This window comes from Novipirellula artificiosorum, assembly GCF_007860135.1.
Classification (GTDB): Bacteria; Planctomycetota; Planctomycetia; order Pirellulales; family Pirellulaceae; genus Novipirellula_A; species Novipirellula_A artificiosorum.
Genome location: NZ_SJPV01000015.1, coordinates 36541 through 49524 on the forward strand (window position 1 = coordinate 36541; position 12984 = coordinate 49524).

A 12984-nucleotide genomic window follows, 5' to 3' on the forward strand; every position below is an offset into this window, starting at 1 on the left:
TTCCATCGGCTTAATTGTGCTGGTTGGCAGCGCCGTTGCGAGGACGCGAACGACCGTCTTTCAGGAAGGTTCTCGCCTGTTGTTTCAGTTTCTTTTCGACTTGAGCAAATTCGGGATTACCCAGCAGGTTGCGGGATTCGGCGAGGTCTTTCCGCAGGTCATACAAGCCCGTGAACGTAAGTGGTTTGGTTGTCTCCCAGACGATCTTGAAATCTCCGTCGCGAATCATCAGATGAGCAGGGCGCAACGACTGCGCCGCGTAAATGCCCTTTGGCCGCGGTTGTGCGGTCTCGGGGTGAAGAAACGCGTCCAACATGTTGAAGCTGTCGAGTGCTTCGTCGTCGGCAAGTTCTTCGCCGGCAACCGCCGCCAGCGTGGCGAACATGTCGAGCAAACTGATCTGCGTTGACGAAGTCACGCCTGCCGGAATTCGCTTCGGCCAGGAAACGATGAATGGCTCACGATGCCCGCCTTCTTCGATGCTGCCTTTATTTTCCGATAGTCGTCCATTGGCCAGCCTGCCAGCTTGTTCATTGGCCCCGTTGTCGCTGCTGAAGATGAACAGCGTATTGGCAAGCATCTTCTCGCCCGGATTTCGCGGATCGTCGGTCTCGCCAAGCCACTTCAGCAATCGCCCAATGGCCACATCGTTCTCGTAGATCATCTCCGATCGATCGAGCCTCAGCGAATCGCGATCTGTCGACAGCGCACGGCCGTCCGCAGTTTGGCAGGCTCCCTTGACCGGGACGCCATCCAGGTCGCTTGCCGGAAGCAGCTTGTTATGGTTCGCGTGGGATGGGTAATAGAGGAAGAACGGTTGATCGGCGTGACCGCCCGCAGCCGCATGCGCGTCCATGTAACCACGTGCAGTATTCAGCCAAATCTGTTGGCAGATTGGCTCATGCGGTCCACCGGGATTTCCATAGCCCGGCGCGTCTTTGGAGTGATTGGGCACGAGCGACCTGGTTTGCGCGTCATACCGCTGGTACGCGCGATCAACATGAAACGCAGGGCTCTTGGTGATGTTGTGTTGCGTGCCCGTGTAGTGATCGAAGCCGAAGTCCAGGGCGCACAGTTTGATTGGAGAGCTGGCATGAAAATCTGCGCCCTTCTGAAAAAATACATGCCACTTCCCAACGCCGTAGGTTCGATACCCCGCTCGTTGCAACATCGCCGGGAGAGGCGTACCGAATTGCTCCGGTTTGCTCACCGTACGACGACCCCGCAACAGGCTGATGCGGGTGGGATTGCAGTATGCTGCTGGCGAATGACCGTCGGTAAATAGCAACCCACTGGCCGCAAGTCGTTCCATCGTCGGTGTATGAACCTGTGACTTGTCCGGATTGCGGGTGAAGTCCTGATATGCCGACGTGTCCCCCTGTCCCATGTCGTCGGCCAGGAACAGAATGATGTTTGGTCGTGAATCGGCACCGTTTGCTGCACCAGTGCATGCAAACATCGCAATGGCAAGAAGTGTCGTTCTCATTACTTTTCTCTTTGGTGCTAATTCGTGTGTGGCCACGCGTCCAGGTTTGTCCCAGGGAAATAGCACGAGACAAAAGATCTTTACGAAAATTGGACAAAGAATTCTTCGCCGAGAAGCCAAGTCGTGCCGGGCCGCAGCTATTCGCCGCGCATCAGGCGGTAATGTTCGGCCACGTCCTCGGCAGCAAGAGCCCTCGGATACAGTGCCAATTCGTCGATCATCCCTTTGAAATATATCTGGCCGGTTAAGGAGTCTGAGCCTTCTGATCGCAGAAATGCTCCGATGGCAATCATCGCATCAAGCGGGTCGCCGGTTGGCGGCGCTAGCGCGCTTTCGACCGCATTGCCGTTCAAATAAATCTCAATCTGATTGTCACGCCGCACCGCAACCACATGATGCCAGGAGCCAGGTGTGTATCGCTGCGATGAAAAGTCATTCACCGACTCCTGCTCACCGTACGGCCACAATTGACTGATGAAGCGGACGGATTGGTCCGGGAAAACTCGTTGATCGTGCATCGGCATCAGGGAAATGCGGTACAGCTTTTCACGCGACCCGGATTCGGGTTGACGATGGTTGATATCGATGAGCGTTGTCCGCTGCGTGAAGGACGGGTTCATCCACATCTCCAGAGTGAATTCGTCGTTCAGCAGTGAAGTCATCGGTCTGTCTATCAACACGTAGCCGTGGTTTCGACGACCAGGTGGAAAATACACACCGCCATTCTGCAGTCGTGCCCCGCCATGAAGAACGGCGTCCGCATCGCCCATGGTGTCAGTGATTCCCCTCTCATTTGTCGTCTCGAATCGCCAGTAATGTGTGGGATCGGCGTTTTGGACACTCTCTACGTACTCGCCCGGAACGCTAAGCGGTTCCAAGGAAGCCTCAGCAAGACGCGGCAGCGCAACCGGGGATGCTTCATCGATAATCTGACCTTTGGAGGCATCGATCCGAACAGCGTCCGACGTCAGTAGTTCGCGACTCTTCCATGCGCGTCCGTCCTCGTCGAGCAGCACGACTTCGACTTCTCCGTCGTAGACTTCCACCCAGCTTTCACCGCCGGTCACAGCCATCGCGAATTCCGTCCCGAGATCAACAACGGCAGCATCGGGACCGAGGACCGTGAACCCGAGAGCGACCTCCGTTACCTGCGCCGCGATCTGGCCGCGCACCAGCGATACCTGCATGTCCGAATCAATCGATAGCTGCGCGGGCCCGTGAACCAGCAGTCTCGTCCCATGATCAAATCGCAGCTCCATGGAACCCGACTCAAGGCGAACGGCTCCGCTGGGCACGTTTTCTCCTCGTGACAGTTCGGACTCATCGAACCAGGCAAGACCATCCAGCTCTTCGACGCAGGCAATCATTGTCGAAGGCGCCGAGACCGTCCCACCGGAATCACCAAAAAATCCGGCGGCTGCCAGGCCAATGACGAAAACGACACTCGCCGCAACAGCCCAGCCCACCCATGAAAACAACGAGCGCTGACTGCGACCACTGACTTCGGACTTTGCCGGACGCTTCTCCGCATCAAGCGATGCTAGCAGTGTCGATTGCTGCAGCATCGCCTGCATCTGACAGTTTTCCAGGTAGATACGTCGGGCGTCGTCCGACCCTGACACCAGCATGTTCAGCCGCTGCCTGGCGTCGTCGTCAAATGCATCGCCGCCCATCAAGGCCAGAATGTCTTCAAGCTCTTTGCTAGTCGCTTCATCCAAGGACATCTGAGACCTCACTTTCGTCCGAGACGCATTCGATCAGTGTCCTGCGGATTCGGAACAACATCTGTCCGACGGTGTTGGCTGTTCGCTTCAACGTCGCGCCAATTTCGCTCATCGTTGCGGTGAGTTCTTGGCGGGCATGGTGCGTTCGGTGATGAGGATGACGTATGTGCCCGCCGCTTTTGTTGGAGACCATACACATGATTGTGCGGGCGTTGGCAATCACTTGGCACGGCATCGCGGTTGCGCCCGCGTGCAGACTGACACCATCGGTTCCCGCAGACGACAAGGCCACGTTCCGCCCGGTTGCCGGTATTGCGTCAATTCGTCGCGACAGCCCGGGCTTGGCGACTTGGACAGTTGGTTCGCCGCTTGGTTCTAGCGACCCACAAGGACGCTTCACGATGGCCTCACGGCCTTTCTTTGGAATGAGCAAGACCACGAGCCACTTGCAGTAGATCCCGCTTGGCGGTGGCGTTTAGCGATTGCCAAAGGCTCAGCAGTTCAGCGATTTCGTCGTCGGTTCCCTGCACGAATGACACCGCCCGTGACACCGCCGAGGAATCAGACTGCTGTTTTTCCCGGTGTTTATCGCCATCTTTCGACCCCCGCCCGGGATATTTGACAAGAGCATTGTGATTTTCGGATACAAACCGCGACCTGCCGAAGGGGGGGCAACCACAAATTTGGCCCAGGGCAACGGAGCCTGCTGAAGTATTTGCAAGTCGTTAGGCCGGAGGCCGACATGTCACTCCATTAGGAATCTCGTCATGGCTTCATATCAGCAGCTACTCTACCATGTTGTCTCCAGCACCAAAGAACGCCGGCTCCTGCTGCGCGGCGATGTCTTTCGCGAGTAAGTTTGCCACTTTCTTGTACCGGATTGGATTGAGAGTACGAATGCGAGTAAGATTAGGGGCCACCTGTACGCGGCGGAGACCGGGAACGGATACGGCAAGCGTAGCGACGTAGATCACTCTGCTGCACAACCCACCTCATGAAAGACGTCTAGAACGATGAAGTCAAAAATGTCCCGACGACGAATGACCTTGCTCGGAAAAGTGACCTTGCTCGGGAAAGTGAACTCCGCCGCACCGGTGTGTCTGTTACTCGCGTTCATGCTGCTCGCATCCGCACTTGTCTCCGTCAATAGCTCGCGGGCAGCCGATTCAGCCATGCACCCCAATGTTGTCTTGGTTATGGCGGATGACCTGGGGCTTGGCGACATCACGCCGACGTCTGCCGGCTGCAAGATTCAGACGCCCAACTTGCAACGACTTGCTGACCAAGGGCTCACCTTCCTTGACGCTCATACGCCGAGTTCGGTCTGTACTCCAACACGGTACGGGTTGCTAACCGGACGCTACAATTGGCGGTCGCGTTTAGCAAAAGGAGTTCTCAGTGGTACCAGCGAGCACTTGATTCCGGCGGACCGACCCACGTTAGGGCACCTGATGAAATCAGCGGGTTATCACACCGCGATGATTGGCAAGTGGCACTTGGGGTGGGATTGGCACAAGAATGGTGCGAAGATTGATTTTTCCAAACCTGTCGTCAACGGTCCCGACATCAACGGTTTTGACCAGTACTACGGACACTGTGGTTCGCTGGACATGCCGCCGTATGTTTGGGTGGATACCGGAATGCCGACTTCGGTGCCCACGCGTGAAGGGGGCGTGTCGCGCGCGGAATCGCCGTACGGTTGGTACCGCAACGGTCCGATTGGCGACGATTTCGAGATCGAACAGGTGCTACCTCACTTGTTCGACAAGTCGATGACCTACATCCGCCAACGCTCCGAAGCTGCTAAGAATGGCAAGCCGTTCTTTCTGTATCTGCCGCTGCCGGCTCCTCATACACCAATCGTACCGCTGCCACCGTTCAAGGGATCCAGTGGGATCAATCCCTACGCCGACTTTGTCGCTCAAGTCGATCACCACGTGGGCGAGTTGATGAAAACGTTGGCTGATGCGGGCATTGACGAGGACACGCTCGTGATTTTTACCAGCGACAACGGTTGTTCGCCACAAGCCAACTTCGAGGTACTTGCCCAGCATGACCACGATCCGAGTGCGGGATTTCGCGGTCACAAGGCGGACCTTTATGAGGGCGGGCATCGCGTTCCCCTGATCATTCGTTGGCCAAAGGTCATTCCGGCGGGTCGTCAAACCAACGCGGTCGCCTGCCTGACCGATCTTTACACGACACTTCAATCGATCACGGGCCAGCCACGCGAAGGGACTGGCGGCGAAGATGGGTTCGACTTGTCACCGCTGTTTGAAGATACCACCGCGACGCCTCGCGACTCGTTGATCAGCCATAGCATCGGTGGATCCTTTGCCATCCGTCGCGGACCATGGAAACTATGCTTGTCCCATGGCAGTGGTGGCTGGAGTGATCCCAGGGAACCGGCCGCGAAGAAGCAAGGCCTTCCTGCGATGCAACTGTTCAATTTGGACAGCGATCCCAGCGAGCACTCCAATGTGGCGGATCAGCATCCCGAAAAGGTCGAACAGCTTCTCGCATTGCTTGGGCAGCAAGTCGAACAGGGCCGATGTACGCCCGGCCCCAAACTTGCCAATGATCGAAAGGTTGAGTTTGGATCGGATTAACCGACCCAGAACACCGAAAAAATCAAGTCAAAGCAAAGCGTGCAGAGAGCAGAGGTTGAATCGTCCCCTCGAGTCGGACGGTTGCTGCGACCTAGTGCCGTCGGCGGTTTTGAATCGTCTCACCGGGATGGTGATCTCGATCTTCTTGTTAGCCGCAAGCTCGATTGGTTCAAGCACTCATTCCTGATCGCGAAGGAAAAGGGCACAGGGACTTGATGACGGGATCTTGAACTGCTGACCACCGCTGGCTTCAACAAGGTGCGGGAAAACGCCAGGGTGAAATGCCTGCAACTGGGAGACTTGTACGTCATCACAGTTGACGATTTCCATCATCGGACGATCCGGCGTCAGGTGCCGGACGACGCCGTACATACAGTAAACGCGAACGTTTCGCGAATCCTGAATTCGACAGGGTGTGTTGGCGTCCGGATGCTCTTCCCGATTGAGCGAGCCGGCTTCAACTTTGAAGAAATAGACTCGCACGTCTCGGCAGTCGTCGAAGATCGACTGTGGATTCTGACTGACTCGTTCCACGTTGAGTGCGTAGAACTCGAGAGGTTGTCTGGTGCCTTTGAATACCATCGGTCCGCCGCGCGCCATGGCGCCGAAGATCTTTCCACCCCCAGTTGCCGAGAATTGCATTCGAGCCGGTGCAAGCATGCAGGTCCCTTTGCCGGAGTTCCATTGGACTTGTCCCCGAACGGAGAGAAAAGCCAGTAGCGGACGGGCGTTCGGATCACGGGGCGTGGTGATCGTGAACCCCGATGCGTTGCTGACTCGTTTGGAACCTCGCTCAGTCACGGCCATGTTTCCAATCGAAGTGATCCCTGCTGCGACGCCAAACAACTGGGTTGCGTGCCGTAGGGCGAGCTGCCCGGTCATGTGATAGTTGCCCGGGGGAACAAACACTTGATCGCTTGCCGCGATCGCCGAACGAAAGGCCTGGGTGTCATCGGTCTTACCGTCTCCCTTGGCGCCGAAATCGCGAACGCTGACCACCTCATTATCTTCTAACGACGGCATTGGCGGGTAGTGACGTTGCCGCATCGCATCCAACACAGACGCCTCCGTTGCCGCTTCGAAAACGAATACGGTTTCCGCGGAGGTTTCGCCGTTGACCATTCGCACGGCATCGCCACGGGCTTCGCTGTACTGATGGATGTGCGTCCAACGGTCGGATGGCAGTCTTGGTTTTCTTGATGATCGCACGGCACCGACACCTCGCACGATCACATCCTCAAGAAAGATGTTTTCGTTCTGGAGCGATGCACACAAGTCGCCGACGGCAGGCATTTCGACGACACAATCGACCAAGCTGACTCCTGCACAATCGCCCAGCGTTGGAAACTGGATTGCGGTTGTCCCGGCGGGCTTGAGCGAGCTGCCTACGATCAGTGTTGGCATTTGATTGGGCTTGACGAGATGCACGCACGCAGCGGTCTGGTCACGAAGCGAACAGCCGACCAGTAGAGGAAAACGACTCTCGCGGTCGATCGTGATCCCGTAGGTTCCGCCGACGACTTCAACGTTGTAGGTGCCACCCCCCTGGCCACAGCAATTGCTCAATCCCGCGTACGCGCCTTCGGCGTTCACGGTGACATCCTGTAGCGTCGAACCTTGCGAACCGGAGTGCCGAATCCCGATTGCGCCGGCATGACCTCGGATGTCGATGTCGATTCCCTTGAAAATATGGCTGAAGGAAATATTCGGTTGCTCTTTTCCCCAGATGGGCTCCTGGTTCCCTGGGGCATCATCGCGAGTCTGCGCCCAGATCCAAACGGCCAGCTTTGGATTCCTGGAATCGTCGAATCCCTCAGCATCGTTGGAGAGCTTCAACACCGGACGTTTACCCCGGGTCGACCCGATCATGACGATGCGATTGTCCAGGTCCCAGTAGTGCTGTGTACGGTTGTCGGTCGATCGCGGCCGATCCAGCTTGCGAACCAGTTGCTCGCAAGAAATCGTATCGGAAATCAGGTACGTCCCCTCAGGAAAGAAACACGCTTTCCATTGATCGCGAGCATCGTTGACCGCTCGCTGAATCGCGTCGGTCGAGTCCGTTGTGCCGGAGGCATCGGCAAAGTACGGAGCTTTCGTGATGTCAAGGAAGCCCTCTGGTAGCGATGGGTTGGCACGCTCGATCTTGTCGGCAAGCAACGTCGATCCCCAAAACAACGTCAGCAATAGTTTCGTGAGCAGCCTTCGATTCATCTCGCCTACCTTCTTGTTGTTTGGTGCGTTGAGTGTATTCGAACGAACCGGTTGTCTGAAGGCCGTGTGGGATGTTAACAAAGGGTGAGGAGCTAGGGGTAGCGTCGTCCATTCAGGATTTTTCCAATCCAGGTGGATCGAACCAGCCAGTGATAGCTGGGGAGCATGATGGCGAACGCAACCACGTTGTAGAGAACGAACTTTGGCAGCCAATGCCACGGTTCGTCTGCGACGAGGATGTTGATTTGAAAGAGAATCGGGAGATGAATGATGTATAGCCAGTACGACGAATCCGCGACGTATCGAACCGTTGGACTCGGATTTGCAAACAATCGGTTGGAGAGGCCCACAAAGCCAAAGATCAACAGCCATGTCGACAAGGCATAAGCGCCCAGGAACAGAAATCGCTCCCTTTTGCTTTCTGGTCTTCCAAAGAAGTTTTGGGTGATCACGCCACTAGGAAAAGCAGACTCCAAGATCGCTCGGTTCGCCATCCCCTGGTCGTCGACCTCCGAATCAGGCGTGTCCCCTTCATGTTTGACCGTTGAATTCGAAAGATCCGCTTCGAGGATCACATGTCGATTCAGGTAGGAAACCAACCCGGCATGCTCGTCCAGCGTCGTCGTATCGTGCTCTTTCAAAAACCGTTGGTACTCCGGTGACAAAGAACCCCAGATTCGTGCATGCACGTCACTGCTGGGCAACTCCTCAGCGCTTAGCAGTTGATCTCGAAATGACGAGTAATCTTGGAGTTCGTCCGGCCACATCATCGGATAGAGTGAGTTGGCTTGACCATGAGTAATTTTGTCGTTGAAGTAGAGAAACAGGGGAATCGAGAGCAGTGTGCCCAATGCTAATTTGCTTGCCCATCTGGAATCAAAGACACGCAGCAATTCGGGACTTGCATTCAGAAGCCAGCCGACGAGAAAGAACAGGCTATAAGCTGCGAGGACGGACCACATTGGCACGAGTGAGGCGGAAGGCGTTGTGATGCCGAACAAGTTGTCGTTCCACCAAAGGGTCACCCAAAGCGGGATCGCCAACATGGCCATGTTCCAGCGTGACTGAATGACGTTTTGAAATTGTCGGTTCAGCCAGTCGCGAATCTTTCCGTGACGATCAACCACCCCGGCAAGCAATGCTTCGAGTGCAAGCACCATTGCGTAGAGGAGCAACAGGTAATAGAGAAACCAGAGATGGGTGAGGACAAACCAATTGAGTTCCCACTCGCGTACATGCTGTGCCCACAGCGACCAGAAGGGTTCGCGGTTCAATATTCGCCCAGATTCGATGCCGCCCCATAGGTAGAGGAAGGTAAACAGGGGGTACATCACAATCCATCCGGCGGCAAATGGCAACGCGATACGTTGCAGCCGATGGAGGGTGAAACCGACTCGACCACGTTTCTTAAAAACCAACCGGGCGAAAAAACCCGCGATCAGGAAGAAAATCTGCATGCGGAACAGATGGGTCCAGTAGAAGAAGAAATGGAATCCGTTATTGGCTGAAACGTCGGTGCGAGTGGTGCCGTAATAGTGTGGTACGAAGAACCAGGCGGCGTGAAAAAAGATGCCCAGCAGCATGGCATACGCCCGCAGGGCATCAAGCGAATGGAATCGAATTTCGTTGCTGTCGGTGCGCATGGGTGACTCACGATGCTGGCTGAATACCGATGGCGACGCCGTGTGCAACGCCATTTGCTCCATTCGGGGAGCAACGGACCGTAAGACAATGCGATTTTTATCCCTTCTTTTCCCTCAAGGAATTGTAAGAAAAACGACAGAAAGTCGAGGATTTTCGCATTGAGACCGGCGACCGGGGATCGATTCGATCGCCAATCCAGTCGTCTTTGCTGGCCTCGGCGATTCCCAACCTGTGGAGAATTTCAAAAAAACGAAAAATGGCGCGCGAGGATTTCTTGCTCTGCTGCACTACTACAATAGTGATGGAAAACCCCAGGAGCTTGCATTGACCGCGTCACCCCAACTCACCATCGTCTCGGACATCGACACAGCGGAGGCTGCGGATTGCAGCGATCGGTTGTTGCTTGATGCTTGGACTCGTCATCGTGATGCGGACGCACTGGCTCATTTGGTCCAGCGATATTCCGCGTTGGTGATGAGTGTTTGTCGGCGACAGTGCCGAACGCACGAGGATGCCGAGGATGCGTTTCAAGCGACGTTTTTGACGCTCTCTCGTGACGCGAACCGCTTGCGGCGGCAGGAGTGTTTGGCGGGTTGGCTGCACCAGGTTGCTTATCGAACCGCATGTCGAGCGAGGAAACGAAGTCAAATGATGGAAACGCTCGTTCAGGAACCACCCGATCCACGCGATTCGCTTGCCGCAATCGCCCACCGCCATCGGCTGCGGGCGCTCGACGAAGAACTGGACCAGTTGCCCAAAGCGTATCGCACGGCAATCGTGCTCCACTACTTTGAAGGTTGCACCTATGAACAAACGGCCGAGATGCTGCAATCGACCGAGCCAGCGGTCCGAGGCCGTTTGCAACGGGCGCGGGCAAGGTTGCAACGGCGACTCACCCGTCGCGGTTTCTCGCTCTCGGCCGTCATTGGATCGGTTGCGGTGCTCTCGAAGCAGCAAGCGACGGCCGGCCAATCGCTGCCATCCGGACTGCTCGAACAAACCGTCGCTCGATGCGCTGGCCCATCGGTTGGCAATCCAGTCTCTTCTAACCTCGAATCTCTTCTCACAAAGGAAACACCGATGCTGCTCTCGACAACCTCTCTTGGAACCCTGGGCGCCGCTGCCATTGCCGTTGCCGGTTGGATGATGGTGCAAACAGGATCGGATCCGGCGGGAACGGCCGGCCCGCAAACCGTTGAAATGAAGGCAGACGCTTCCTCGGCGCCGCAGGCAAGGGTTGAGGTCGATCCATTTGGCGGCGCTGCGTCGATCGATCCGTTTAGTGGCCAGGGGGCGGGCAGCGATCCGTTTGGCGCGCCATCGGTTCCCAAGAGCGTAAAACCAGCGGCGGAAGTGAAGCCCGCCGAGGTCGATCCGTTCGGCGACAACGGCGGCGAACCGTTTGGCTCCGCACCAACGCAGGAGCCACAACAGGAGCCACGAACAGCGACATGGGCCACAGGGAATGCGGCTTTTCACCAGCGAATCGAACAGGCTCTTTCCCAGTCGGTGCAGTTTGACTTTTTTGACATGCCGCTGAAGGAAGCGGTGATGAAAATTTCTCAGGACCACGCCATCCCAATGTTGGTCGACGATCGCGCATTGGAAGAGATCGGGCTCAGCGTGGATACTCCGATTGATCTTTCCATCAGCCACGTCTCGCTTGCCTCGGCGCTGAACTTGATGCTCAACAGCAACGATCTCACCTACACGGTTGACAATGAGGTGGTGACGATCACGACGAAGGAAGCAGATGAAAGCCAACATCCCCTGCTTCGCATTTACTGGACCGGTGAGCTTGGCTTGCAAGCATCCTCTGGGAGTGCACAACTCATCCAAACGTTGATCGAGCCGGATTCGTGGGAGGTGATGGGTGGAACCGGGACGATCAGCTTGTTGAATGCCGAAGACCTCAAAAACTCGGGGTTCGGCATTCGTACCACCTACCAGACACACCGGAAAATTGAGCAGTTTCTGCAGAGCGTTCAATCGGGTGCCAAGGAACCCTTGACGGGTATGCCTGCGGAAGACCCGAATAGCGGCGGCATGGGAGGCATGGGTGGTGGCATGATGTAAAGGGCATCGCAATACTGAACCAATCGATTTCGAGTTCGTATTGAAGAGGGTGTCGACGAGCCTCCTGCCGTGGGAGAGGCCCACTCTCAGGAAGGGCGGCGTGACCGCACGGGGCGAACTGCCGCCCGGGGCCAAACGCGTCGCTCGTTAAATAGAACTCACCCGATTGCTGATGGTTGAACCTTGACGATGCTTGAAACGAATCACTCCAACGCTGAACTTGCCGCAGAAATTACAGCGTCGGCCGAGCCGATGCAGCGATTGGTGCTGGAAGTGGGCAAGGCGCTCGTCGGCCAAGATGTTTTGGTCCACCGATTGCTCATTGGGTTGCTCACCGGTGGTCATTTGTTGATCGAGGGTGTTCCCGGGCTGGCCAAAACGACCGCGATTGCGACACTTTCCAAAGCGATCGATGCCGATTTTCAACGCCTGCAATTTACCCCCGATCTGTTGCCGGCCGATCTGATTGGGACGCAAGTCTACCGGCCTCAGCAGCAAGAGTTCGTCGTCCAAAAAGGTCCTATCTTCGCTAACCTCATTTTGGCGGATGAAATCAACCGGGCTCCGGCCAAGGTTCAAAGCGCGTTGCTCGAATCGATGCAGGAACGTCAAGTCACGATCGGTGGCGAGACGTTTTCCTTGCCCGATCCGTTTTTGGTCATGGCAACTCAAAACCCGATCGAGCAGGAGGGCACGTACCGGCTGCCTGAAGCTCAGATGGACCGATTCATGATGAAGGTCGTCGTGGACTACCCGACGCGTCATGAGGAATTGCAGATTCTCAACCGAATGTCACGGACACGCCAACAGATCGCGATCGGTACCGTGACCACGCCCAAGGAAATCTTGCATGCACGTGACTTGGTTGACGCCGTCTTTGTCGACCAGCAGATTGCGGAGTACATCGTCGATTTGGTGATGGCAACACGAAAATGTGAGGCGTATGGATTAGCAATTGGGCCCTGGATTCAATTCGGAGCCTCGCCACGAGCGACGATCAACTTGACGTTGGCGGCGAAAGCCAATGCGTTTCTTCATCGCCGAGCTTTTGTCGTTCCGCAAGACGTGAAGGACATCGCCATGGACGTTCTGCGGCATCGTGTGATGATCACCTACGAGGCGGAAGCGGAAGAAAAAACCTCGGAAGACGTGGTGAACATGATTCTCGAGGCCATTCCCGTCCCTTAGCGGGTCACGTTGCTTCGCTGTATCTTTCGCAGCACACCTCGTTCTT

General features: G+C 56.1%; 8 protein-coding genes. 3 read left to right on the forward strand and 5 right to left on the reverse strand.

Annotation, left to right across the window (positions count from 1 at the left end; translation table 11 throughout):
• Positions 1 to 10: 10 nt before the first annotated feature.
• The 3 genes from Poly41_RS28205 to Poly41_RS28215 all read right to left on the reverse strand — a co-directional run bounded on the left by Poly41_RS28205 (position 11) and on the right by Poly41_RS28215 (position 3610).
• Positions 11 to 1486, reverse strand: a complete 1476-nt coding sequence (locus tag Poly41_RS28205; RefSeq protein ID WP_146530715.1) for a sulfatase-like hydrolase/transferase — start codon at positions 1484 to 1486, stop codon at positions 11 to 13.
• A 137-nt stretch (positions 1487 to 1623) separates the two neighbouring features.
• The gene (locus Poly41_RS28210) at positions 1624 to 3210 is read right to left on the reverse strand and encodes a LamG-like jellyroll fold domain-containing protein (protein ID WP_146530716.1); all 1587 of its coding nucleotides are present in this window, start codon (positions 3208 to 3210) and stop codon (positions 1624 to 1626) included.
• The gene (locus Poly41_RS28215) at positions 3197 to 3610 is read right to left on the reverse strand and encodes a hypothetical protein (RefSeq protein WP_146530717.1); all 414 of its coding nucleotides are present in this window, start codon (positions 3608 to 3610) and stop codon (positions 3197 to 3199) included. The genes Poly41_RS28210 and Poly41_RS28215 overlap by 14 nt, the downstream gene beginning before the upstream one ends.
• 625 nt (positions 3611 to 4235) lie before the next feature.
• Between Poly41_RS28215 and Poly41_RS28220 the strand changes: the two genes are divergently transcribed.
• Positions 4236 to 5819, forward strand: coding sequence for a sulfatase family protein (locus Poly41_RS28220; RefSeq protein WP_231616010.1), 1584 nt, complete (start codon positions 4236 to 4238; stop codon positions 5817 to 5819).
• Positions 5820 to 5996: 177 nt separating this feature from the next.
• Here Poly41_RS28220 and Poly41_RS28225 read toward each other — a convergent pair whose 3' ends face one another.
• Both Poly41_RS28225 and Poly41_RS28230 read right to left on the reverse strand, forming a co-directional pair.
• Positions 5997 to 8030 carry a glycosyl hydrolase family 28-related protein gene (locus Poly41_RS28225; RefSeq protein WP_197231740.1) on the reverse strand — a complete coding sequence of 678 codons (2034 nt, stop codon included), beginning with the start codon at positions 8028 to 8030 and terminating at the stop codon, positions 5997 to 5999.
• A gap of 92 nt (positions 8031 to 8122) precedes the next feature.
• A complete protein-coding gene (locus tag Poly41_RS28230; protein WP_197231742.1) occupies positions 8123 to 9727 on the reverse strand; it encodes an acyltransferase family protein in 1605 nt (534 codons plus the stop codon).
• A gap of 178 nt (positions 9728 to 9905) precedes the next feature.
• On the opposite strand from Poly41_RS28230, the gene Poly41_RS28235 reads away from it, so the two are divergent.
• Both Poly41_RS28235 and Poly41_RS28240 read left to right on the forward strand, forming a co-directional pair.
• Entirely contained in the window at positions 9906 to 11750 is a 1845-nt protein-coding gene (locus tag Poly41_RS28235) for a sigma-70 family RNA polymerase sigma factor (RefSeq protein WP_231616011.1), read from the forward strand.
• Positions 11751 to 12002: 252 nt separating this feature from the next.
• Positions 12003 to 12938: an AAA family ATPase gene (locus Poly41_RS28240; protein WP_390621498.1), complete on the forward strand. Its 936-nt coding sequence runs from the start codon at positions 12003 to 12005 to the stop codon at positions 12936 to 12938.
• Positions 12939 to 12984: the final 46 nt, after the last annotated feature.

Excerpts from the sequence above, each read along its gene's own strand:
- Poly41_RS28220 (WP_231616010.1), top strand. The coding sequence starts at position 4,236 with ATGTCCCGACGACGAATGACCTTGCTCGGAAAAGTGACCTTGCTCGGG.
- Poly41_RS28225 (WP_197231740.1), bottom strand. The coding sequence starts at position 8,030 with ATGAATCGAAGGCTGCTCACGAAACTATTGCTGACGTTGTTTTGGGGA.
- Poly41_RS28230 (WP_197231742.1), bottom strand. The coding sequence starts at position 9,727 with ATGGCGTTGCACACGGCGTCGCCATCGGTATTCAGCCAGCATCGTGAG.
- Poly41_RS28210 (WP_146530716.1), bottom strand. The coding sequence starts at position 3,210 with ATGTCCTTGGATGAAGCGACTAGCAAAGAGCTTGAAGACATTCTGGCC.
- Poly41_RS28240 (WP_390621498.1), top strand. The coding sequence starts at position 12,003 with ATGCAGCGATTGGTGCTGGAAGTGGGCAAGGCGCTCGTCGGCCAAGAT.
- Poly41_RS28205 (WP_146530715.1), bottom strand. The coding sequence starts at position 1,486 with ATGAGAACGACACTTCTTGCCATTGCGATGTTTGCATGCACTGGTGCA.